The 21,472-nt window shown below is 57.6% G+C and carries 22 protein-coding genes and 1 tRNA gene; 10 read left to right on the top strand and 13 right to left on the bottom strand.

Annotated elements, in window-relative coordinates; translation table 11 throughout:
- Nucleotides 1-57 precede the first annotated feature (57 nt).
- From DHN60_RS18625 to DHN60_RS18610, 4 genes are all read left to right on the top strand, one after another.
- Entirely contained in the window at nucleotides 58-1,074 is a 1,017-nt protein-coding gene (locus DHN60_RS18625) for an amino acid ABC transporter substrate-binding protein (RefSeq protein WP_108838868.1), read from the top strand.
- A 167-nt stretch (nucleotides 1,075-1,241) separates the two neighbouring features.
- Nucleotides 1,242-2,456, top strand: a complete 1,215-nt coding sequence (locus DHN60_RS18620) for an amino acid ABC transporter permease (protein ID WP_108838824.1) — start codon at nucleotides 1,242-1,244, stop codon at nucleotides 2,454-2,456.
- 3 nt (nucleotides 2,457-2,459) lie between these two features.
- Nucleotides 2,460-3,758: an amino acid ABC transporter permease gene (locus DHN60_RS18615; RefSeq protein ID WP_108838823.1), complete on the top strand. Its 1,299-nt coding sequence runs from the start codon at nucleotides 2,460-2,462 to the stop codon at nucleotides 3,756-3,758.
- 15 nt (nucleotides 3,759-3,773) lie between these two features.
- Complete coding sequence (locus tag DHN60_RS18610) at nucleotides 3,774-4,541, top strand: amino acid ABC transporter ATP-binding protein (RefSeq protein ID WP_108838822.1); 768 nt, start codon at nucleotides 3,774-3,776, stop codon at nucleotides 4,539-4,541.
- Nucleotides 4,542-4,568: 27 nt separating this feature from the next.
- Here the strand turns inward: DHN60_RS18610 and DHN60_RS18605 are convergent, their stop codons facing one another.
- From DHN60_RS18605 to ttcA, 9 genes are all read right to left on the bottom strand, one after another.
- Nucleotides 4,569-5,063, bottom strand: a complete 495-nt coding sequence (locus DHN60_RS18605; protein ID WP_108838821.1) for a histidine phosphatase family protein — start codon at nucleotides 5,061-5,063, stop codon at nucleotides 4,569-4,571.
- Nucleotides 5,060-5,674, bottom strand: coding sequence for a ferredoxin (locus DHN60_RS18600; protein ID WP_108838820.1), 615 nt, complete (start codon nucleotides 5,672-5,674; stop codon nucleotides 5,060-5,062). The genes DHN60_RS18605 and DHN60_RS18600 overlap by 4 nt, the downstream gene beginning before the upstream one ends.
- Nucleotides 5,671-6,465, bottom strand: a complete 795-nt coding sequence (locus DHN60_RS18595) for a sterol desaturase family protein (RefSeq protein WP_108838819.1) — start codon at nucleotides 6,463-6,465, stop codon at nucleotides 5,671-5,673. The genes DHN60_RS18600 and DHN60_RS18595 overlap by 4 nt, the downstream gene beginning before the upstream one ends.
- 57 nt (nucleotides 6,466-6,522) lie before the next feature.
- Complete coding sequence (gene argB, locus DHN60_RS18590) at nucleotides 6,523-7,386, bottom strand: acetylglutamate kinase (RefSeq protein ID WP_199913699.1); 864 nt, start codon at nucleotides 7,384-7,386, stop codon at nucleotides 6,523-6,525.
- Nucleotides 7,387-7,473: 87 nt separating this feature from the next.
- Complete coding sequence (yihA, locus tag DHN60_RS18585) at nucleotides 7,474-8,124, bottom strand: ribosome biogenesis GTP-binding protein YihA/YsxC (RefSeq protein WP_108838818.1); 651 nt, start codon at nucleotides 8,122-8,124, stop codon at nucleotides 7,474-7,476.
- Nucleotides 8,124-8,876: an MOSC domain-containing protein gene (locus tag DHN60_RS18580; RefSeq protein WP_108838817.1), complete on the bottom strand. Its 753-nt coding sequence runs from the start codon at nucleotides 8,874-8,876 to the stop codon at nucleotides 8,124-8,126. The genes yihA and DHN60_RS18580 overlap by 1 nt, the downstream gene beginning before the upstream one ends.
- A 2-nt stretch (nucleotides 8,877-8,878) precedes the next feature.
- On the bottom strand, nucleotides 8,879-10,741 hold the full coding sequence (gene yidC, locus DHN60_RS18575; protein ID WP_108838816.1) for a membrane protein insertase YidC: 1,863 nt from the start codon (nucleotides 10,739-10,741) through the stop codon (nucleotides 8,879-8,881).
- A gap of 215 nt (nucleotides 10,742-10,956) precedes the next feature.
- The gene (locus DHN60_RS18570; RefSeq protein ID WP_234423710.1) at nucleotides 10,957-12,504 is read right to left on the bottom strand and encodes a bifunctional diguanylate cyclase/phosphodiesterase; all 1,548 of its coding nucleotides are present in this window, start codon (nucleotides 12,502-12,504) and stop codon (nucleotides 10,957-10,959) included.
- Nucleotides 12,505-12,577: 73 nt separating this feature from the next.
- Nucleotides 12,578-13,456 carry a tRNA 2-thiocytidine(32) synthetase TtcA gene (gene ttcA / locus DHN60_RS18565; RefSeq protein WP_108838814.1) on the bottom strand — a complete coding sequence of 293 codons (879 nt, stop codon included), beginning with the start codon at nucleotides 13,454-13,456 and terminating at the stop codon, nucleotides 12,578-12,580.
- 100 nt (nucleotides 13,457-13,556) lie between these two features.
- Here ttcA and DHN60_RS18560 point away from each other — a divergent pair, with 100 nt between their 5' ends.
- Nucleotides 13,557-14,081: a DUF3833 domain-containing protein gene (locus DHN60_RS18560; protein ID WP_108838813.1), complete on the top strand. Its 525-nt coding sequence runs from the start codon at nucleotides 13,557-13,559 to the stop codon at nucleotides 14,079-14,081.
- Here DHN60_RS18560 and yidD read toward each other — a convergent pair whose 3' ends face one another.
- From yidD to rpmH, 3 genes are read right to left on the bottom strand one after another with little or no spacing between them, the layout of a single operon-like run.
- Nucleotides 14,082-14,315 carry a membrane protein insertion efficiency factor YidD gene (yidD, locus tag DHN60_RS18555; protein WP_108838812.1) on the bottom strand — a complete coding sequence of 78 codons (234 nt, stop codon included), beginning with the start codon at nucleotides 14,313-14,315 and terminating at the stop codon, nucleotides 14,082-14,084.
- Entirely contained in the window at nucleotides 14,312-14,707 is a 396-nt protein-coding gene (gene rnpA / locus DHN60_RS18550; RefSeq protein ID WP_108838811.1) for a ribonuclease P protein component, read from the bottom strand. The genes yidD and rnpA overlap by 4 nt, the downstream gene beginning before the upstream one ends.
- A gap of 24 nt (nucleotides 14,708-14,731) precedes the next feature.
- Complete coding sequence (gene rpmH, locus DHN60_RS18545) at nucleotides 14,732-14,866, bottom strand: 50S ribosomal protein L34 (protein ID WP_012177012.1); 135 nt, start codon at nucleotides 14,864-14,866, stop codon at nucleotides 14,732-14,734.
- 274 nt (nucleotides 14,867-15,140) lie between these two features.
- Here rpmH and DHN60_RS18540 point away from each other — a divergent pair, with 274 nt between their 5' ends.
- The 4 genes from DHN60_RS18540 (at nucleotide 15,141) to DHN60_RS18525 (ending at nucleotide 18,865) form a co-directional block, all read left to right on the top strand.
- Nucleotides 15,141-15,899, top strand: coding sequence for a TVP38/TMEM64 family protein (locus tag DHN60_RS18540; RefSeq protein WP_108838866.1), 759 nt, complete (start codon nucleotides 15,141-15,143; stop codon nucleotides 15,897-15,899).
- A gap of 5 nt (nucleotides 15,900-15,904) precedes the next feature.
- Nucleotides 15,905-17,323, top strand: a complete 1,419-nt coding sequence (locus DHN60_RS18535; RefSeq protein ID WP_108838810.1) for an NAD(P)/FAD-dependent oxidoreductase — start codon at nucleotides 15,905-15,907, stop codon at nucleotides 17,321-17,323.
- Between the two features lie 12 nt (nucleotides 17,324-17,335).
- The gene (locus DHN60_RS18530; protein WP_108838809.1) at nucleotides 17,336-18,718 is read left to right on the top strand and encodes a HAMP domain-containing sensor histidine kinase; all 1,383 of its coding nucleotides are present in this window, start codon (nucleotides 17,336-17,338) and stop codon (nucleotides 18,716-18,718) included.
- 70 nt (nucleotides 18,719-18,788) lie between these two features.
- Nucleotides 18,789-18,865: transfer RNA gene (locus tag DHN60_RS18525), tRNA-Arg, on the top strand.
- Nucleotides 18,866-19,215: 350 nt separating this feature from the next.
- Here DHN60_RS18525 and DHN60_RS18520 read toward each other — a convergent pair.
- Nucleotides 19,216-20,739, bottom strand: a complete 1,524-nt coding sequence (locus DHN60_RS18520; protein ID WP_234423709.1) for a recombinase family protein — start codon at nucleotides 20,737-20,739, stop codon at nucleotides 19,216-19,218.
- On the opposite strand from DHN60_RS18520, the gene DHN60_RS18515 reads away from it, so the two are divergent.
- Nucleotides 20,732-21,436, top strand: coding sequence for an IS6 family transposase (locus tag DHN60_RS18515; RefSeq protein WP_108838807.1), 705 nt, complete (start codon nucleotides 20,732-20,734; stop codon nucleotides 21,434-21,436). The two genes, DHN60_RS18520 and DHN60_RS18515, sit on opposite strands and share 8 nt — an antisense overlap.
- The last annotated feature ends 36 nt before the right edge of the window (nucleotides 21,437-21,472 follow it).

Below are 21,472 nucleotides of genomic sequence, written 5' to 3'. Positions count from 1 at the left end.
CTCAATGTGCGTCGGTCAAACCGCCAAAACATGGCGGTGTATCAGGAAGAGGTAAGAATGAAAAAATCTGTATTTCTTGGCGCGCTCTCCGTCGCTGGCGTTGCTGCCGGCGTTGCGGCAGCTGGCACGCTTGACGACGTAAAAGCACGCGGAACACTTAACTGTGGCGTGACCACCGGTCTGGTTGGCTTTGCGGCACCAGACGCCAACGGCGAATGGAACGGTTTTGACGTCGCGGTCTGCCGCGCTGTTGCAGCGGCTGTTCTGGGTGATCCAACAGCCGTTGAATTCGTCCCGACAACGGGCAAGACGCGCTTCACCGCACTTGCATCCGGCGAAATCGACATGCTGGCGCGTAACACAACATGGACCTTCAGCCGCGACGTGGACCTCAAGTTCACATTCGTCGGCGTGAACTACTATGACGGCCAAGGCTTCATGGTTCCAAAAGAGCTGGGCGTGTCCTCCGCGACTGAACTGGACGGCGCGACTGTGTGCATCCAGACGGGTACAACAACCGAGCTGAACCTGGCGGACTACTTCCGTGCCAACAACATCAGCTACGAGCCAGTGCCAATCGAAACCAATGCCGAAGCACAGCAGCAGTACCTTGCCGGTGCATGTGACGTCTTCACAACAGACGCATCTGGTCTGGCCGCGACACGTGCCACATTCGAAGCACCTGGTGATCACGTTCTGCTGCCAGAAATCATCTCGAAAGAGCCGCTGGGCCCGCTGGTCCGTCACGGTGACAACGAGTGGGGCGATGTTGTTCGCTGGACTCTGAACGCGCTGATCACAGCGGAAGAGCTGGGTGTCACATCCGCCAACATCGGCGAGATGGCCAGCGGCACCAACAACCCAGAAATCAACCGTCTGCTGGGTACCGAAGGTACCTTGGGCGAGATGCTGGGTCTGGACGCTGACTGGGCGATGAAAGCACTGTCCGTCTCCGGGAACTACGGTGAGATCTTTGAAGCCACAATCGGCGAAAGCACACCAATCGGTCTGGCCCGTGGCCTGAACGCTCAGTGGACAGAAGGCGGCCTGCTGTATTCGCCTCCATTCCGCTAAATTGAATAGCCAAGGGGCGCAGGGTAATTCCTGCGCCCCTTGCGCATCCGGGCACGGGATCGCTGAAAACAGCGGCGAGATGTCCAAAGCCAACAGCCAAATCTGAAAACCCGGCCCCGCGCTTCAGACGCACCTTAATCAAGGCCGGATCTACGGGGAACAACTGTATGTCCACGATCACCGACCCACCACAGGGCGCATTCCGCCCGTCGATGTTGCTGAACGATACCCGATACCGATCCTATACGTTCCAGTTCATCGCGCTGATTGTGCTGATCGCATCGTTTGCGTTCCTTGGATCAAACCTGTTCAGCAACCTGGCGGCTGCCGGTCTGAACATCTCTTACCAATTCCTCGGCTCGCCCGCCGGATACGACATCAATCAGGCGCTGGTGGAATACAACAGCCAGTCCACCAATGCGCGCGCCGCCCTTGTCGGCATTCTGAACACGCTGCTTGTGGCCTTTCTGGCTTGTATCACAGCCACCATTTTTGGCGTGATCGCCGGTGTGCTGCGCTTGTCAAACAACTGGCTCGTTTCCAAGTTGATGTCGTTTTACGTCGAAATCTTCCGCAACATTCCGGTTCTGATCTGGATCATCATCATCTTCACGATCATGACTGCGGTGATGCCTGCCCCACGGGCCTTCAGGGGTGACGATGCAACAGCATCCATGGTGATGAACGCCTTTGCGTTTACCAACCGCGGTGTCTACATCCCGGCGCCGGTCTGGGGACCGGGATCTTTGATCGTTGTGGCCGTCTTTATCCTGTCGATCATCGGTGTGTTTGCCTACCGTCGATATGCGACTAAGCTGCTCTATGATACGGGCCGTCTGCTGCCTATGGGCTGGCCAAGCCTTGCCATCCTGTTTGTGCCCACGCTGCTGCTGTTTTTCATCATGGGGCGCCCCATCGGACTGGAATACCCAGAACTCAAGGGCTTTAACTTTGCCGGTGGTATCAAGATCGGCGGCCCATTGATCGCGCTGTGGTTTGCCCTTTCGATCTATACCGGCGCTTTCATCGCCGAAAACGTACGAGCAGGTATTCAGGCGATTTCCAAAGGTCAGACCGAAGCCGCTGGTGCTCTTGGTCTGCGTTCGGGTCGGATCATGAACCTTGTGGTGCTGCCGCAGGCATTGCGCGTCATCATCCCGCCGCTCATCTCGCAATACCTCAACATCACCAAGAACTCTTCGCTGGCTATCGCTGTGGGGTATGCTGATATCACCGCGACGCTTGGGGGTATCACGCTGAACCAGACGGGTCGGGCCATCGAGTGCGTTCTTCTGCTGATGCTGTTCTATCTGACGATTTCGCTGTGCATTTCGGCGATCATGAACGTCTACAACAACTCTGTTAAACTGAAGGAGCGCTGAGCCATGTCAGACACATCTGCCAACTCCGTCGCCTTCGTGCGCACGGAAACAGTGCCACCATCGCCACCGCCGTTTTCGACAACGGGGCCAGTGAAATGGGCCAAGGACAACTTGTTCTCGACCCCGCTCTATTCGCTGCTGACCATCGTTGCGGCCTATTTCATCTATCTGATCCTTTCGAGCACATTGCCCTGGATCCTGTCAGGTGTCTGGACCACGTCCAGCCTTGCCGAATGCCGCGAAGTGCTGGACGGCGTTTCCGCTGCCTGTTTCTCGGTTCTGACAGAGCGATGGAACCAGCTGATCTTTGGGTTCAAGTACCCGGCTGACCAGTATTGGCGTCCATCATTGGCGTTCCTCGTCTTTTTCGCGGCCGTTGCCCCAGTTCTGTTTTACAAACTGCCGCGCAAATTGCTGATCATCACAGCGCTGTTTCCTTTTGTTGCCTACTACCTGATCTGGGGCGGCACGATCTTGACGCCGATCCTTGCGCTGGCCGGGGTCGTTGCAGGATATGTGGTCTATGGCCGACTTGTGGCCGGGAGCTTTGCTGCTGGTTTCTTTGGCGGGATTGCTGCGGCGTTTGTGATCTGGACGATTGGTGGTTGGATCATTCCGGATAATGCGAACGAAGGCGCATGGCTGTCCGCCGTGCCGAGCCGTGACTTGGGCGGCTTCATGTTGAACATGATGCTGGGCGTGACCTGTGTGTCGCTGTCGGTGCCGTTGGGTATCGCATTGGCGCTGGGTCGGCAGTCAGACATGCCGCTGATCAAGTGGATCTGCGTGATCTTCATTGAATTCATCCGCGGTGTGCCTCTGATCACCTTGCTGTTCGTGGCAAGTGTTATGCTGGCTTACTTCTTCCCACCCGGTACAACGACTGACCTTTTCTTGCGGGTTGTGATCATGATCACGATGTTCTCGGCGGCTTACATCGCTGAGGTGATCCGGGGTGGCCTTGCGGCCCTTCCACGCGGCCAATACGAGGCGGCGGACAGCCTTGGGCTCGACTATGCCCAAGCGATGCGGCTGATCATTCTGCCGCAAGCGTTGAAGATCTCGATCCCGGGTATCGTCAACGTGGCTGTGGGTCTGTTCAAGGACACAACGCTGGTCTCGGTCATCTCGATGTTTGACCTGTTGGGTATGATCCGGGGTCCGATCCTCGCTTCGACCGAGTGGAACGGGGTCTACTGGGAACTGCTCGGCTTTGCAGCCCTTCTTTTCTTTGTCGTGTGTTACGGCATCTCACAATACTCGCAGTGGCTCGAACGCCAACTCGCGACCGATCACCGCTGATAAGGAGTGGCTGACATGAACACACAAGTTGCACAGAATATTTCGACCGATGTCGCAATTTCGATCGAAAATATGAACAAGTGGTACGGTACATTCCATGTGCTGCGCGACATTGACCTGACCGTCTATCAGGGTGAGCGGATCGTGATTGCGGGTCCGTCGGGGTCGGGTAAATCCACTCTGATCCGTTGCATCAACGCGCTGGAGGAACACCAGCAAGGCAAGATCACTGTGGACGGGACCGTCTTGTCTTCGGACCTCAAGAACATCGACAAGATCCGGTCGGAGGTTGGCATGTGCTTTCAGCACTTCAACCTGTTCCCGCACCTGTCGATCCTTGAGAACTGCACGTTGGCACCGATCTGGGTGCGCAAGACACCCAAGAAGGAAGCCGAAGAGATCGCGATGCACTTTCTCGAGAAGGTGAAAATCCCCGATCAGGCCGACAAGTATCCCGGTCAGCTTTCGGGTGGTCAGCAACAGCGTGTGGCGATTGCCCGCTCGCTGTGCATGCGTCCGCGCATCATGCTCTTTGACGAACCGACCTCGGCTCTTGACCCTGAGATGATCAAGGAAGTGCTGGATACAATGGTCGAACTGGCCGAAGAAGGCATGACCATGCTCTGTGTGACCCACGAGATGGGTTTTGCCCGTCAGGTGGCCAACCGCGTGATCTTTATGGATGAAGGTCAGATTGTTGAGCAGAACGAACCTGAAGAGTTCTTTAACAATCCACAGAGCCCCCGGACGCAGTTGTTCCTGAGCCAGATCCTCGGGCACTGAGACACGTAAGGCGGGCCTTGATCCGCCTTACTCCATCACCTCTCGCGGGATTGCGAAATCAATCGGCTGGCCTTCGCGCCAGCCGATGTCGTTCCAGCCTTTGGCCTCGAACGTGATCACCGCTGTGGCACATGTCGGGTAGTCGGCAAAGCGCGGGTGGCGCGGTGGCTGTTCGACCAACCTGTCGGCAAAGTCCGCGATCCCGGGATTGTGGCCAAGCATCAGTACAGTTGGCGTTGTTTGGTCGCGCAGGACTTCCATCATGACCTCTGGCCCGGCGTGATACAGCGTGCGGGTAAAACTGACAGGGATGTCCAATCGCAATTCTGCAAAAGTCTGACCAGTCCGGGTGCTGCTGGAGCTGATCGCCGTGTCAGGCAGGTGGCCTTGCGCGCGTAACCAGTCTCCCATCGCTTGGGCCGAAGCCTTGCCGCGGTCGTTCAGTGGGCGATCATGGTCATCGAGACTGGGATCATCCCACGCCGATTTGGCATGTCGCATCAGGATCAGTGTTACAGTCATCCGCGAAAGGCCTTCATATGAAATGCGCTTTGTTCGTCTGGGCGGGCAAAGCGTTGGCTGATCGGGCAAGCGCGCCGCACGTGGCAGCCCATTGTCATGCAGGCGTCACCGTCCGGCGTGTTGAGAAAGGTCTTACAGGCCGGCACGTCATAGGGCTCCGTCGCGCTCAGAGCGTTCACAGGGCAGGCAGTGACGCATGGGCGGTCAGAGCAGGTGTCGCATGGGCTTTGTCCCGCTGGTGTCGCAGGTATTGGGCCGGGTAGCTCTAAAGTGCCACGAATGGAGATCATCAGCCCAGCGGTGTCGTGGATCATCATGCCCGTTGGACTTTGCCAGAACCGGCCCGTCGCCAGCGCCCACGCGATGAAGGGGGCGTAGGGCGGGCCATCGGAGGGGAACTGCGCCTCGGCCCCGATTTGTAACGCCAGAGCGCCTAGGATGCGTTTGGACCAGCGATCTACAGGATCCTTTGCGTTGTCACGATATTCAGGACTGGCCTGAAACACGTCCCACCACCCAGCATCTGTTCCGATCAGAACACGTGTTCCATCGCTTCCCATCACCATAAGGCCATGTGGCGAGACCGCCTTTTCAATCTGATCGAGGGTCATTTCCGTGCAAACGGCAAACTGAGGGACCAGCCAAAACGGGCGGGGCGGTCGTCTTGCCATTCCAGCCCAACCTGCATGTCGTCGTGGCCGGCGCGCGGTTGCGCGATGTAGGTGCCAAACATCTGGTCCCAAATCGACAGTGCAAAGCCGTAGTTGCTGTCATGTTCATCCCGGTGCACCGAATGGTGAACCCGGTGCATGTCAGGCGTCACCAGCACGCGGCGCACAATGGCATCAAGCCAAAGCGGCAGCCGGATATTGGCGTGGTTGAACATGGCCGTGCCGTTCAGCATGATTTCAAAGAGGATCACGGCCAACGCGGCGGGCCCAAGCAGGTATACAACACCTATCTTGAGGATCATGGACAAGGCAATTTCGATTGGGTGGAAGCGGATTGCGGTTGTCACGTCCATATCCACATCGGCGTGATGGACCCGGTGTAAGCGCCAAAGCAGTGGCACCTTGTGCGTAATCAGGTGTTGACCCCAGATCACGAAATCAAGGATCAGGATCGCGGCAATCACCTCGATCCAGCCGGGCAGGGTGATCGCGTTAAAGAGACCCCAGCCCTGTGCCTGCGCATCGACTGCTGCACCCACGGCCAGCAAAGGCAGCGCCAGGGCCATCAGTCGCAACAGCACTGTATTGGCAATTGTGATGCCCCAGTTCGTCACCCAGCGCTTGCTTCGCTTTTGACTGCGCTCGCGGCGTGGCGCCAGCGTTTCAGCAGCGGCCAGAGCGGCAAACAGGCCGAGGAAGATCACCAGACGAATGGTTGCTTCATTTTCCATGTGGCGAATGTATAGCGCGCGCGGACCAGCGCAATGTGGCCAATAGACACGTTTGCGTCACCTTGGGCGGATGATGGATCCGGCCCCGTGATTGGTGAAAAGCTCGAGCAAACAGGCGTTTGGCGCACGCCCGTCCAGAATGACGACGGCGCGTACACCGCTTGCGATTGCATCCAGCGCCGTCTCGGTCTTGGGTATCATGCCGCCCGCGATCACGCCCTCTTGGGTCAATGCGCGGATCTGATCGGCTGTGAGGTCGGTTACCACCTCTCCGTTCGCGTTCTTGACGCCTGAGACGTCCGTGAGCAGCAACAGCCGATCCGCCTTGAGTGCACCGGCGATAGCGCCTGCCGCAGTGTCGCCATTGATATTGAACGTCTCGCCATTGCGACCTGCGCCAAGTGGGGCGATCACAGGGATCATCGCTTTTTCGAACAGGGTGTTCAGGATCGAGGGGTCCATCTGTGCGGGGGTGCCGACCAGACCCAATTGCGGGTCAGTCTGATCGCAGATCATCAGGTTGGCGTCCTTGCCCGACAGACCCACCGCGCGCCCACCGGCGCGGTTGATGGCTTGCACGATGCGCTTGTTCACAACGCCTGACAGCACCATTTCGACCACGTTCATTGTGGCGTCGTCGGTGACACGTTTCCCGTTCACAAACTCAGACTGGATGTCGAGGCGGGTGAGCATGTCATTGATCATCGGCCCGCCGCCATGCACGACAACAGGGTTCACACCCACCTGACGCATGAGAACAACGTCGCTGGCAAAGCTCTCCATGGCTTCGTCGCTACCCATGGCGTGACCGCCCAGCTTGATCACGACGGTCGCGCCGGCGTATCGCTGCAAATAGGGCAGGGCTTGGCTGAGCGTGCGGGCGGTGGCGATCCAGTCTCGGTTCATGTCTTGGGGTTTCATCTGTTGATCACTGATTTCGGGTTGCGCCCTGTCTTGCCCGAGCGTCGCGCGTGGGCCAAGATTTTTCGCACCTGGCTGCGGTTCGCATCACACAAGCGTGGCGATAATGGCGCGCAAAGTGGGGATACCGTCACCTTTTTCGCTGGAGGTCAGCACAATCTCTGGGAACGCAGCGGGGTGTTTGGACAGGGCGGTTCGGGTTTGGTCCAGCACGCGTTCTCGGTCGGCCGCCTTGACCTTGTCCGCCTTGGTCAGCACGCATTGGAATGTGACGGCGGCACTGTCGAGTAGGGATAGGATTTCCTCATCCACTTTTTTCACGCCGTGGCGCGCGTCGATCAACACAAATGCTCGGCGCAGGGTTTGGCGGCCCGACAGGTACTGTTTCAGCAGTTTTTGCCATTTTTCGACGATGGGCAGCGGTGCATTGGCGTAGCCATAGCCGGGCAGGTCTACCAGATAGTGGCTGTCCTGCGCGGTGAAATAGTTGATCTCTTGCGTGCGCCCGGGCGTGTTTGAGGCCCGCGCCAGTCCCTTGCGACCGGTCAGTGCGTTGATCAAAGAGGACTTGCCCACGTTCGAACGGCCAGCAAAGCAGACCTCAAGCCGATCAGCGGGGGGCAGGCCGGACATGGCAACCACGCCCTTCACAAACTCGGTCTCGCCTGCAAACAGCAAGCGACCGCGTTCTTCGGTTTGCGGATCAGGCGTCTCGGCGATGGGGAAGGGGAGTTGCATCAGAGGAGTTCCGCCTTTGCGCCAATGCTGATGTCGCCAGACGTGACGACTTCGGCATAAACGCCGAAATCCTGATGTCCGAAATGGGTGTTGAGAGCATCCAGCGTATCGGTGTCACGTACACCCGTAACCGGATTGGTGTTGGTCACGGAGCAGCGTTTGATCCGTTCACGCACGCGCAAGACTGCATCGCCGACGCGTATGTCCCGACCCAACCATTCCATTTCCGCCCATGCTGGCGTGTCATCCAGAAAGATGTTTCCACGCCAGCGTTCCAACTCGATTGGGGTGTCCATCTTGGACGCAACGTCTGCATGGCTCGCCGTATTCATGATCGACACAGCGGCCAAAGGGCTGTCCGTCATACCCCGGTCTGGTGCACTGACGATCCCGGAAGGCGCGTCACGTTCGGGGGGGCAAAGTGGGGCAACCCAAGACAAGAACCGCGCGACATCATCGGCGTCATCCGGGCAAAATGTGATGTCTTCAAGGTCGGCATGGCGCAGAGAGATTTGGCGCGTCGCCTCGTCCAACGTGGCCCAGATACCTGCCAGACCGGGTGTGCGAGAGCCGATCATAAAGTTGCGGCAAGACACCCAGGCAGGGGATGCGACGTCGAATTTCGTCGCTTCATGGGTCACCGCCCATACCCGATCCCAAGGCATCGTCTGCCCTTCGGTCAGGGTCACCGCATCTATCTGTTCGCGCCCGTGGCTCTTGATCGGATAGCGGTGGAGCGAAGCAACACGCATCGCTACTTCCCGCCCTTTTTGCTCGGCGCTTTGGTCGAGTTGGCAGCATCGGCCTTGGCGGTCTTTTTGAAGCTGCCTTTGATATTGCCCAAGAGGTCGGGTTTGTACCCCTGGCTGCGCATGATCAGGTACTGCTGCGTAAACGTGATCGTGTTGTTGGCGATCCAGTAGACGACGAGGCCGCTGGCAAACCCGCCGAGCATGAACATGAACACCCATGGCATCCACGCAAAAATCATTTGTTGTGTGGGATCTGTGGGCGCCGGGTTCAGTTTCTGTTGCAGCCACATCGAGATGCCCAGAAGGATTGGCAAGATGCCGATAAAGATCAGCGCCATGATCGACGTTGGTTCTGGTGGGGCGATAGGCAGCAACCCAAACAGGTTCATGATCGACGTTGGATCAGGTGCGCTGAGGTCCTGGAAGGGGCCAAAGAACGGCGCGTGTCGCAGTTCGATCGTGACAAAGATCACCTTGTAGAGCGAAAAGAAGATCGGGATTTGAAGCAGGATCGGTAAACAGCCTGCCGCCGGGTTCACCTTTTCCTTTTTATAAAGCTCCATCATGCCCTGTTGCAGCTTTTGCTTGTCGTCGCCGGCGCTTTCTTTGAGCGCCTCCATCTGAGGCTGCAATTCCTTCATCTTCGCCATGGAAACGTAGGATTTGTAGGCCAGCGGGAACAGGATTGCCTTGATCACGAGGGTCAGGCCGATGATGGACCAGCCCATGTTCCCAATGATCAAGTTCATTTCATGCAGCAGCCAGAAGATGGGTTTGGTCAGGAAAAAGAACCAGCCCCAGTCGATACTGTCGATGAATCCCTCGACCCCGGCCTGCTGGTAGTCGCGGATCGCATCCCATTCCTTGGCTCCGGCAAACAGTTGCGTGGTGACGCTGACGGTGGCCCCCGGTGCAATGTCCTGCGTGGGCAGGCGGGTGACTGCGCGGAACACATCGGTCCGCGGCGCATATGTCAGTGCCTGTTCAAAGCTGGGCACGCCTGTGGGGATCAGGATAGATTGCCAGAAGTGGTCGGTGAATCCGATCCAACCTTCGGCAACGTCTGGTGTCACGATGGCTGGACGGCCCCAATTTGGATCAATGTCGGCGTCCGGAATGTCATCCCAGTTGGTTTCGGCCAATTCGCCGTTTGCCATGGCCACGGCGCCTTCGTGCAGAATGAAGAAGTTGCGGATGTCAGCGGGGATACCGTGCCGCGTGATCATGCCATAGGGCGCGGCGCGCACGGCTGTGTTTGCCGTGTTGGTAACCGATTGTGTGACGGTGAACATATAGTCTTCGTCAACGCTGATGTCGCGGCGGAAAACTTGACCGATCCCGTTGTCCCACTCCAGTGCGACAGGGGTTGATGGGGTCAGTGTGTCGCCTTCGACTACGGTCCAGAGGGTATTTGGGTCAGGGACTGCGTTTGCTTCCAGACCGCTGCCCGGTGCCCAGCCATGCAGCGCATAATATGCCCCTGCTGTTCCGACGGGGGACAGCATGGTGACGATATCGGCGTCTGGCTCTAGCGTTTCGCGGTAGTCTTTGAGACGCAAATCATCCAGGCGGCCGCCGGCAAGTGAGATCGAGCCGCTGAGGCGGGCTGTGTCGATCGCAACACGTGGCGCGTCTGCGGTTGGGTCCGCGGTGGCGGTTTGCGTGGCTGGCGCTGTCGTGGCCTCGCCCGAGATGGGCGGTGCGGCGGGCACAGCGCTGTCTCCGCTGTCGGCGGTCGAGGCGGCGGGTGCTGTCGCATCCAGAGGAATGTCCGGTTCCGGCGGTGGGAACAGGACAAACCAGAGGAGGATCACGAGGAAACTGAGCGCTGTTGCAAGAATGAGGTTCTTGTTCTGATCGTCCATCGGGGACTGCCACCTGCTGTCTGAAACGTTGGTCGGGTTCAACAGAGTGCAGGGACAAAGGTCAAGCGGATTCGGCCTGATTTACCCTCCAGAGGCGCGGCAGAAGGCGTTCGTCCGTGCTGTGCGAACGCGGGAAAGGGCGCACCGACAGGTTACGTGGCACAGATTGCGAAGCCGACGCGCTTTTGTACTGCGGTCGTGCTCGTCAACTGGGATCAATTTGAACGACGCAGCGGTATAGCGGGCGCGTCTTGCACCTTGGCTTCATGGGTACGGATCCAGTCCAGGGTCTTTTCGAACGGCATGGGCTGCGCAATGCCAAAGCCCTGCACATAATCGCATCCCAACTGCGCAAGCAGTGCATGTTCGCCAACGGTTTCGACCCCTTCAGCCAGGGTTTCAATGCCCAGCCGTTCAGCCATTGTCAAAATGGCGCTGATCATACGTTGTTGTTCGGGGTCACGATCTGCTTTCATCACAAAAGACCGATCAATCTTGATCCTCCCCACCCCAAAGCGCCGGATGGCAGAGAGTGAGGCATGTCCGGTACCAAAGTCATCCAAGTCAATCTGACACCCGAGGTCATGCAACGCATTGATGTTCAATGTGATTGTGTCACCCAGCGTATCCGTCACCACGGTTTCCAAGATTTCTACAGTCAGCCGTTCGGGCGCAAGGTCGAAACGGTCTAGTTCCCAACTGATTTTTTCACACAAGCGTGGATTGTTAAGTTCCGAACCGCTGAAATTCACGCCGACCTGGGGCACGTTCACGCCAGCAGCATCCCATGCTTTGAGCGCTGTGAAAGTGTGATACATTATCACCTCGGCCAAGCGCTCGAGCAGGGCCGCTTCTTCAATGGCGGGCAGAAATTCGACCGGTGAAATTGCACCGCGAACGGGGTGTATCCAGCGTGCGAGTGCTTCGAACCCAGAGACCTTGCCCGTATCAGTGGAAATCTGGGGTTGGAACCAGGGTTGGATTTGGCCCTGTTCCAATGCAGCAGCCACTTCTTCGCGCAGGTTTGCGCGGCTTTTCAAGCGTGAATGGAGTTCTGTCGAATAGGCGCGCACAGATGTGGGCCCGCGCCTTTGAGCCTCATTCAGAGCGGCGAGGGCGGCGTTGATCCAATCCTGGCTGTTAGTTTTTGGGGCGCGGGCCTGAAGGCAAAACCCAACGCTTGCGGTGACATACACAGTTGCTCCGTCCAGAGCGATTGGTTCTTCAATGGCCTGCTGAATGCGTCCACTCATCTGGATGCAGCTTTCCAGATCCAGATGCTTGACGGGGGCAAGGCAGATCGCGAACCGACTGTCGCCGACCTTGCTGATCACATCGGTATCGCGTGACACGGATTTGAGGCGTTGCCCGACCGCCTTGAGCACACGATCAACGGCGTTGGGTTCAAAACGCCCTTTCAATGTCGCGAAATCATCCAACTCAATCGCGATAAGGGCACTGTTGTATTCGGTGCCAATGACATCCTCTCGCATCCCTTGCACCCGTTCTCGAAAAGCATCGGGTTCCACCAGTCCTGAAACCGGCATGCGTGCGACACGATTTTTGACCAGTTTGTCCAGACCGCCTAACATCATCCAGGCCATCGGGACGAGCAACGCAACTGCGACAAGGGTCACCTCCCCCCCCATCCAGTATCCAGCCAGACAAAGTGCGGGGATGAATGCCAGCATCTGCGGGCCTGACAGCGCTGACACCAGTCTATCGCAAAATTCGGACAAGGTCGTAGGTGGGCGAAGGCGCATTTTCAGTCCTCTTGCGTGCAACGCGTCAGCTTTTGACGCCAACCTTTGCTACGCCGCCTTCGTAAGCCGGTGTTTAACCCAAGTCCGGAATGTCCTTCGAATTTTCATCAATTGGTCCTGATTGCAGGGCAAGCCCCTGAAAATCAAAGAGCTTCGGATCAAGCAGATGCGAGGGCCGCGCATTCATCAATGCACGGAACATCACCTGACGACGCCCGGGGCTGTTGGCCTCCCACCCATCGAGGATCTGTTTGACCTGTTGACGCTGCAAACCGTCCTGACTGCCACACAGATCACACGGAATGATCGGGTAGTTCATGGCTCGGGCAAACTTGTCGCAATCGGCCTCTGCCACGTGGGCGAGCGGGCGATAAAGGAACAAATCGCCCTCTTCGTTCACCAGTTTGGGTGGCATCGTGGCCAGACGTCCGCCGTGAAAGAGGTTCATAAAAAACGTCTCAAGAATGTCGTCGCGGTGATGGCCCAGTACGACGGCCGAACACCCTTCTTCGCGCGCAACCCGGTACAGGTTGCCACGCCGCAGCCGCGAGCAGAGTGCGCAAAACGTACGCCCCTCGGGCACTTTGTCGATCACGATGGAATAGGTGTCCTGATACTCGATCCGATGCGGAACGCCCATGCGCTCAAGAAACTCGGGCAAGACAGTTGCCGGAAACCCCGGCTGCCCCTGATCCAGATTGCAGGCCAGAATATCGACGGGCAAAAGCCCGCGCCATTGCAGTTCATAAAGCACGGCCAGCAACGTGTAGCTGTCTTTGCCCCCGGACAAACAGACCAGCCATTTCTGGCGCGGTGCGTTTGCATCGACCATCCCATATTGCTCAATCGCCTCACGCGTGTTGCGCACAATGCGTTTGCGCAGCTTTTTGAATTCGGTCGTGCTGGGCGCGCCTGCGAAAAGAGGATGGATATCGTCGCTGTCATCTAACATGGGGGTACCTGTTGCTGGGCATGTCCGCTCTATATCACGGGACGGGTGAACCAAAAGGGGCAGAGGCGCGTATCCTTCACAACGTTGAAGGGATTTCATGATGTTGCGTATCTTTCTTGTGCTGGCCATCGGCCTTGTGGCTGCGTGTACCGGCAAACCACAGCTTGAGGATGCGCAACTGTCTGAGCGCAAGCTGAACCTGGAAGAGTTTTTTGACGGACAAGTGCTTGCTTACGGTCAGTTTCAGGATGTGTTTGGCACCGTGCGCCGTCGGTTTGACGTCGAGATCAACGGCACATGGGATGGGCAGACACTGACACTGGTTGAAGATTTTATCTACGAAGATGCCAGCACCGAACAGCGCGTCTGGACCTTGGTTAAAACGGGCGAAGACACCTGGAGCGGCACTGCCCCCGGTGTGATTGGCGAGGCGACGGGTGAAGAGCGTGGGGACACGTTCAACTGGCAATACCAGATTGACCTGCCCGTGCCTGACGGTACCTTGCGCGTGACCTTTGATGACTGGATGTGGCTGCTAAACGAAGATCGTTTGCTGAACCGTGCTTATATGAAGCGTGCGGGCATCGACATCGGTGACGTGATCATCACATTCGAAAAGCAGTAATTACGGATCGTCGCGTTCAGGTACGGGGTCATACCCTGTTCCACCCCATGGATGGCACCGCCCGATCCGGCGCAGGGTCATCCACGTTCCTTTGATTCCGCCGTGCTTTTTCAATGCGTCCATCGCGTATGCGCTGCACGTGGGCTGATAGCGGCAATTGAATCCGACCCACGGCGAAAACATCAGACGATAGGCGCGCACCGGCAGCGAGAGGACGAAGGCCAGCGGGGTCACGTTGCGCGGCTCAGCGCTTGACGCAGATCATCCAGCATCACATCGAAAGGGCGGTTTGCCGTCACCTCGGCCCGTCCAATCAACACATAGTCCATGCCGGCGCTGCCGTGTTCTGGTAAAACGAGGCGCGCGATTTCACGCAGGCGCCGTTTGGCCCGGTTGCGGGCCACTGCGTTGCCCACTTTTTTCGAACACGTGAAACCGACGCGGATCACGTCACCTTCATCGCGGGGCCGGTACTGCAAGACGAAACCGGGGGTCACCACCCGCTTGGCCCGCGCCGCCCGCAAAAAGTCAGCGCGGGCCTTGAGGATCTCCAAACGCAAATGACCCGCCGGGGGCGTTCCCTGTCCAACGGCGTCGTTGGGCAAAGGGGCCTCGGGCGGGATCATTTGGAAACCTGTGGTGGCGCGCGTTTATGCGCTGAGCGACTTCCGGCCGCGGGCGCGGCGGGCGTTCAGGATTTTGCGGCCGGCTTTGGTTGCCATGCGCGCACGGAAACCGTGACGCCGCTTGCGCACGAGGTTGGAAGGTTGAAAGGTGCGTTTCATCGCTTTGGCTCCGGATCTATTGGCCTATGTCCCGCGGATTCGGGGTCAGGCAGTATTCGAAGCCCGTCCTCTAAAGGGCGCCCGCAGGCAAGTCAAACCCTTGCAGACCAAAAATGTCATGCTCTTGCAACAAATCCGGCGGCAAGGCGCTCCAATTGTTTCACTTTGGCCCTGAAACCTGCACTTCCGTTCAACGCCGCGTGAAGGACCTGTTTTCTGGGGTGTGGCACGGCCAGTTTCAAGTCACAACAGCCCCAACAGCCGGGGCCAAATGATGCGCGACGACAAAAAGGAAGACAGAGTGTCCGACACCAGCCAGCCCAGAAGCAGTGGTTTGATGCATAAACTGCCCTTGATCATCATCCTTTTTGTGGCTGCGATCGGTGCCTTCACGCTGAAAGACTACTTCAACTTTCAAACGTTGGCGGACAACCGCGAGGCGCTGTTGGCCGTCCGTGACAAGCACTATGCGTTGACGGCGCTGGTGTTTATGGGGGCCTACGCTCTGATCGTCGGGTTTTCGCTGCCCGGTGCTGCGGTCATGACACTGACGGGTGGGTTTTTGTTCGCAACGTTTCCCGGTGCGCTCTTTAACATGACGGGGGCCACGCTTGGGGCCATAGCGATTTTCCTCGCTGCCCGTTGGGGATTGGGTGAACGGCTGGTGGAGAAGATGGACACCAGCGACGGGTTGATCAAAAAGATCAAGGCGGGGATCGATGACAACCAGTGGTCAATGTTGTTCCTGATCCGTCTGGTGCCTGCGGTTCCGTTCTTTGTTGCCAATCTGGTGCCAGCGCTTGTCGGGGTGCCGCTTGGGCGCTACGCGATTTCGACATTTCTGGGGATCATTCCGGGTGCGGTTGTTTACACATCCGTTGGTGCGGGCTTGGGCGAGGTGTTTGATCGCGGCGAAACGCCTGATCTGGGCATTATCTTTGAACCGGCGATCTTGCTGCCCATACTTGGGCTCTGCGCTCTTGCCGCGTTACCCATATTGCTCAAGGCCGCACGCGGCAAACAAGGGATCTGAAGCCCATGAAACAGATCAAGACAGATGTTCTTGTGATCGGCGCCGGGTCGGGCGGCCTGTCGGTCGCTGCGGGGGCCAGCCAGATGGGCGCGGATGTTATCCTGCTCGAAGGGCACAAGATGGGTGGCGATTGCCTGAACTACGGCTGCGTGCCCTCTAAGGCGCTTATTGCCAGCGGCAAGGCGGCATATGGGCAAAGCCACAGCGATGGCTACGGCGTGGCCAATGTGGTCCCGCAGGTCGACTATGCGGCAGCCAAAGACCACATAAGAGATGTCATTGCACAGATCGAACCTGTGGACAGCCAAGAGCGGTTCGAAGGGTTTGGGGTCAACGTGATCCGGGAGTTTGGGCATTTCATCTCGGACACCGAAGTGCAGGCCGGTGATACGGTCATCAGCGCGCGCCGTATCGTGATCGCAACCGGGTCTAGTCCGTTTGTTCCGCCCATCGATGGTATCGATACGGTGCCTTACCTGACCAACGAAACCCTTTGGGACTTACGTGACAAGCCTGAGCACCTGTTGATTATCGGTGGTGGACCCATCGGAATGGAAATGGCGCAGGCGCATGTGCGCCTTGGATCAAAAGTAACCGTAATCGAAGGGGCCAAAGCGCTGGGCAAAGATGACCCGGAGATGGCTGCAATCGTACTGGATAACTTGCGCTCCGAGGGGGTCGAGATTGTTGAAGATGCCAAGGCGTCGCGGATCGAAGGTTCTGATGGCGAAGTGACTGTCCACTCCGAGGATGGGAGACGCTTTACCGGCTCGCATCTGTTGGTGGCGGTTGGGCGCAAGGCAAACACCGACAACCTCAAGCTTGATGTCGCGGGGGTGGAAACTACACGCAGCGGCGTCAAAGTCGATGCCTCGCTTCGTACGACGAACAAACGGGTCTACGCCATCGGAGACGCGGCAGGTGGACTGCAATTCACTCATGTGGCCGGATACCATGCGGGGGTCATCATCCGCTCGATGCTGTTTGGATTGCCGTCCAAAGCCAAAACCAGCCACATACCTTGGGCGACATACACTGATCCCGAACTGGCCCAAGTGGGGCTGACCGAGGCGCAAGCCAAGGACGAACACGGCGATAGGCTGGAGGTTGTCCGTTTTCACTATGAACACAACGATCGCGCAATTGCCGAACGCAAAACGTCAGGTTTGATCAAGGTTATGGTCGTCAAAGGCCGCCCTGTGGGCGTGTCTATCGCTGGCCATCAAGCAGGCGAATTGATAAATCTCTGGGCACTGGTTTTGGCTAACAAGATGAAGATGAGCCAGGTCGCCGCCATGGTCGCTCCTTATCCCACCATCGGCGAGGTCAATAAACGCGCCGCTGGAGCCTATTTTAGCCCGCGCTTGTTTGACAGTGATTTGGTCAAACGGGTTGTGGGGCTTGTGCAGCGCTTCATTCCCTGAGCAGATTACAGTATGTTAAATTCCCTCTCTGGCCGATTTTTGATCCTCACGACGATTTTCGTGATGCTGGCCGAAGTTTTGATCTTTGTGCCGTCCATTGCGCGTTTCCGCGAAGACTATCTGCAAAACCGGTTGGAACGGGCGCAGATCGCATCGCTTGCCCTGTTGGCCGACGACATGATCGACAGCGAACTTGAGGCCGAATTGCTGGAAAATGCAGGTGTTTTCAACGTTGTGCTGCGTCGGGACGAAGTACGCCAATTGATGCTGGCTACGCCGATGCCGCGCCCCATCGATGCGACCTTTGATTTGAGGGATGGCACTGCGATGGTTCTCATCCGGGACGCTATGAAGCGGCTGGCCGAACCGGAAAACGAGGTGATCCGCGTGATCGGCGCACCTGTGCGCGAGGCTGGGTTGCTGATCGAGATCACGGTTGAAACGGCACCGCTCCGCATGGCTATGATCGACTATGGCATCCGGATTTTAATCCTGTCGGCGGTTATCTCTATCGTAACAGCATTCCTGTTGTTCATCGCGGTGCGCGCGATCATCGTGAAACCCATCCGCGGCGTCGTCGGGCACATGCAGCGCTATGCTGCCGCCCCTGAGGATGCGCGGCGGATCATCACGCCGAATGCAGGTGTGACCGAACTGCGAGAAGCTGAAGAGGCCTTGCGGGCCATGCAGACCGAGCTGATCGCTGCTTTGCGTCAAAAGGACCGGTTGGCGCAACTGGGATCGGCGGTGTCCAAGATCAGCCACGACTTGCGTAACATCCTGACCTCGGCACAATTGTTCACAGACCGGATAGAAAGCTCTGAAGACCCTCTGGTGCGCCGCATGGCCCCCAAGCTGGTGGGATCGATCACCCGCGCCGTCCACCTCTGCGAAAGCACGCTTGCCTTTGGCAAGGCCGAAGAACCCAGCCCCACGCTCACCATGTTGACGCTGGATGATATCGTCGCAGACGTGCTCGATAGCGAACGACTGGCGGTTGGAGACAACGATCTGTCATTGAGCGAAAATATCCCGCCGATGTTCACGCTGCGTGCAGACCCTGAACAACTGTTTCGAGTGATCTCCAACCTTGTACGTAATGCCCGTCAGGCGATTGTTGCGAGCGGCAAACCTGCTGAAATCAATGTCTCTGCCTATGAAGACGACGACAACTGGTGGATTGAAGTCGCAGATACAGGACCCGGTTTGCCCAAACGCGCGCAAGACCACCTGTTCACACCGTTTCAGGGCGGAGTAAGCAAAGGCGGCACAGGCCTTGGCCTCGCCATCGCGTCCGAATTGATCCGCGCCCATGGAGGTGCATTGGAACTGGACCGGACCGGGCCGACAGGCACCGTCTTTTCGATCCGTTTGCCCAAGGGCGACGGTATTTGAGCGGCTTGGCCTCTTTGGCTCAATAAGCCTCTTGCAAAGCCGCGGCCACAAGACTAAACCGCCCGCCAGTGGACCGATAGCTCAGCTGGATAGAGTACCTGACTACGAATCAGGGGGTCGGGGGTTCGAATCCTCCTCGGTCCGCCACCCACCCCTGTCTCATTTTCCCATGTCCGTTTTGGTTGGAATTCCCGCGTGTATTCCGTCGGTTGCGAGGTGCCGTTTTGCCCTGAGACGGACCGTGCTGCCGTTTCATCCGCAGCAATCTCCCTTTGTCTCAGTTACCTGAATTCGCCGGTCCGTTTTCCCTGATAACAGCCATTTAACAGGGAAATTCCTGCATTTTGGTCGAATTCGAGGTTCTGCGGGTGGTTTTACGGGATTAATAACAGTCGCTTACATGGAACTTTCCTAAAGCACTTAACAGGGAATTTAATCTGACAAACAGGGAATTCAGAGCGACCTATCAGGGAATGCAATTCGCTGAGCAGGGAAGGTCAGGAATGGGTTCCAAACAGATGATCCTGATGGGCCCAACTAAGTGGGATGTTCCCGCGAACAAGAGTCTCTAGATTGAGGTGTGCAGGTTGCGTGCCGCCCAGAATCGCGATCTGCAATCCAGGCGTCAGGGAGATCAATGATGTGACGCGCCTGATGTAGCGCTCGGAATGTCCGACGCGCTGGGCGAGGTGCTTAAGTGGTTCGCCGGACTTCAGAGCCTCTGCCCAATCGTGCGCATTGCGCAACCCGCGGATCAGGGTTTGATCTGGGTCGGGGCAGCGATCGCCCGCGACAATACGTGTCTCCACACCTCGGCGTTTGCACGTGAAGGGTGTCGAGATTTCACAAAGCGCGGCGTTCAGCGAGGAGGCCTGCAGGTTTATTGCGCCGGCGACCGTGTCGGGGTCGAGATCAATGGATAGCGTGTTTGGGTCGAGTGCGATCGACCGGATCAGAGGGGACGCGCGTTTGCAGCCGTCGTCCTCCAGAGCATCGGCCAGTCCAAAAACGGCCGTGGCCGTGGCGTTCAATTTGGGCACGTCACAATTGTCCAGAACGGTATGCCGTTTTGCATGCTCGCGTAGATGGTCCGTGATGGCTTTGACGACAGCTGTCTCAAAACCTTTGGCCGGCAGGCGCCATCCCGTTGGATCGGCACCGCCTGAGATCAGGCGGTTGGAGACATAATATCTCTGCCGCTTTCCATGGCGGGTCGTATGTGTGGGCGTGAGAACATCGCCTGTCTCATCGCGCACTTTCCCTTTGAGTGGCGCATCCGAATTTGATGACTGGCCTGAAGGTGCACCGCGGCGTCGTGCGCTGGCCGATTTGAGGTGCTGTTGCACACTGTCCCAGAGAGGCTGATCGATGATCGCCGGGTGCTGGCCATCAAAGGTTTGATCCTTGTGCCGGATCAACCCGAGATACACCGGGTTCGTCAGCAGGTGGTATATCTGACCTCGGCTGAACGGGGTGCCGCCCTGGGTTCGGCCTGTTGTAAAGACATGGTGCTTGGAGCGCAGCCCTTGTTCGTCGGCGGCTCGCACAACTGCATTGAGACAGCGGTGTGTCTCATAAAGCTGGAAGATCTGCCGAACCACATTCGCTTCCTGCGCGTTTGGAACCAACTCGCGCCGGGCCTTGTCAGGGTGCGGATCATATCCCAGCGGAGGAATGCCGCCCATCCACAATCCCTTCTTCTTGGACGCCGCAATCTTGTCGCGGATCCGCTCAGCGGTGACCTCGCGCTCGAACTGGGCAAAGGACAACAGCACGTTCAGTGTCAACCGCCCCATGGAAGAAGATGTGTTGAAAGCCTGCGTGACAGACACAAAAGAACAATCAGCTTTCTCCAGCCGCTCCACCAGTTTGGCAAAGTCGGCCAGAGACCGCGTCAGCCGGTCGATCTTGTAGACCACCACCATGTCGATGCGTCCGGCATCGATGTCCGCCATCGGCGCTGTCAGAGCAAAATCACTTGAGGCGGGCAGGGCGGTTTTGTAGCCTCGTCGGATGACCAAACCTGATCCATTTCGCTATTTCAAAACGAGCCGAGAGATAATCCGTCTGGCGGTTATGTTGTATGTTCGTTTTCCGCTGTCGCTTCGCAATGTCGAAGACTTGCTGCACGAACGCGGCATCGATGTCAGCCACGAAGCGGTGAGATACTGGTGGCACCGGTTCGGCCCGATGTTCGCTTCCGAGATCCGAAAGCGACGGATTGAGGGGATGAAATCCAGCCGGTGGTGGTGGCATCTGGACGAGATGTTCGTGAAGATCAACGGTGAGCAACATTACCTTTGGCGGGCCGTCGATCATGAAGGCGAAGTCCTGGAAAGCTTCGTCACGAAGACCCGTGATAAGAAGGCGGCGTTGAAATTCTTAAAGAAAGCAATGCGTAAGCATGGTTGCCCGGAGGTGTTCGTCACGGACCTGCTGCGCTCATATGGTGCTGCGCTGAAAGAGATCGGCGCCGCAGACAGGCAGGAAACGGGCCGGTGGATGAACAACCGAGCGGAGAATTCGCACCTGCCGTTTCGACGACGAGAACGGGCCATGCTTCGCTTCCGGCGCATGCGAAGTTTGCAGAAATTCGCCGCCGTTCACGCATCTGTCTACAATCACTTTAATCAGGAACGCAGCCTCTCGACTCGAACGAATTTCAAACTCAACCGAGCCGACGCTCTGGCTGAGTGGCGCGGTCTCGGTGCGGCATAAAGGGCAGTCATATTGTCCTAGCAGAGACGAGTTCGA

The organism is Tateyamaria sp. Alg231-49 (assembly GCF_900143535.1).
In the GTDB taxonomy this organism is placed as follows: domain Bacteria; phylum Pseudomonadota; class Alphaproteobacteria; order Rhodobacterales; family Rhodobacteraceae; genus Tateyamaria.
The sequence above is the reverse complement of the archived record's forward strand: the minus strand, read 5'-3'. Positions and strand labels throughout refer to the sequence as shown.

What these genes read in the sequence shown, in the direction of transcription:
- DHN60_RS18625 (WP_108838868.1), top strand. Translation starts at nt 58, where the DNA reads ATGAAAAAATCTGTATTTCTTGGCGCGCTCTCCGTCGCTGGCGTTGCT.
- DHN60_RS18620 (WP_108838824.1), top strand. Translation starts at nt 1,242, where the DNA reads ATGTCCACGATCACCGACCCACCACAGGGCGCATTCCGCCCGTCGATG.
- DHN60_RS18615 (WP_108838823.1), top strand. Translation starts at nt 2,460, where the DNA reads ATGTCAGACACATCTGCCAACTCCGTCGCCTTCGTGCGCACGGAAACA.
- DHN60_RS18610 (WP_108838822.1), top strand. Translation starts at nt 3,774, where the DNA reads ATGAACACACAAGTTGCACAGAATATTTCGACCGATGTCGCAATTTCG.
- DHN60_RS18605 (WP_108838821.1), bottom strand. Translation starts at nt 5,063, where the DNA reads ATGACTGTAACACTGATCCTGATGCGACATGCCAAATCGGCGTGGGAT.
- DHN60_RS18600 (WP_108838820.1), bottom strand. Translation starts at nt 5,674, where the DNA reads ATGACCCTCGATCAGATTGAAAAGGCGGTCTCGCCACATGGCCTTATG.
- DHN60_RS18595 (WP_108838819.1), bottom strand. Translation starts at nt 6,465, where the DNA reads ATGGAAAATGAAGCAACCATTCGTCTGGTGATCTTCCTCGGCCTGTTT.
- argB (WP_199913699.1), bottom strand. Translation starts at nt 7,386, where the DNA reads ATGAAACCCCAAGACATGAACCGAGACTGGATCGCCACCGCCCGCACG.
- yihA (WP_108838818.1), bottom strand. Translation starts at nt 8,124, where the DNA reads ATGCAACTCCCCTTCCCCATCGCCGAGACGCCTGATCCGCAAACCGAA.
- DHN60_RS18580 (WP_108838817.1), bottom strand. Translation starts at nt 8,876, where the DNA reads ATGCGTGTTGCTTCGCTCCACCGCTATCCGATCAAGAGCCACGGGCGC.
- yidC (WP_108838816.1), bottom strand. Translation starts at nt 10,741, where the DNA reads ATGGACGATCAGAACAAGAACCTCATTCTTGCAACAGCGCTCAGTTTC.
- DHN60_RS18570 (WP_234423710.1), bottom strand. Translation starts at nt 12,504, where the DNA reads ATGCGCCTTCGCCCACCTACGACCTTGTCCGAATTTTGCGATAGACTG.
- ttcA (WP_108838814.1), bottom strand. Translation starts at nt 13,456, where the DNA reads ATGTTAGATGACAGCGACGATATCCATCCTCTTTTCGCAGGCGCGCCC.
- DHN60_RS18560 (WP_108838813.1), top strand. Translation starts at nt 13,557, where the DNA reads ATGTTGCGTATCTTTCTTGTGCTGGCCATCGGCCTTGTGGCTGCGTGT.
- rnpA (WP_108838811.1), bottom strand. Translation starts at nt 14,707, where the DNA reads ATGATCCCGCCCGAGGCCCCTTTGCCCAACGACGCCGTTGGACAGGGA.
- rpmH (WP_012177012.1), bottom strand. Translation starts at nt 14,866, where the DNA reads ATGAAACGCACCTTTCAACCTTCCAACCTCGTGCGCAAGCGGCGTCAC.
- DHN60_RS18540 (WP_108838866.1), top strand. Translation starts at nt 15,141, where the DNA reads ATGCGCGACGACAAAAAGGAAGACAGAGTGTCCGACACCAGCCAGCCC.
- DHN60_RS18535 (WP_108838810.1), top strand. Translation starts at nt 15,905, where the DNA reads ATGAAACAGATCAAGACAGATGTTCTTGTGATCGGCGCCGGGTCGGGC.
- DHN60_RS18530 (WP_108838809.1), top strand. Translation starts at nt 17,336, where the DNA reads ATGTTAAATTCCCTCTCTGGCCGATTTTTGATCCTCACGACGATTTTC.
- DHN60_RS18515 (WP_108838807.1), top strand. Translation starts at nt 20,732, where the DNA reads ATGACCAAACCTGATCCATTTCGCTATTTCAAAACGAGCCGAGAGATA.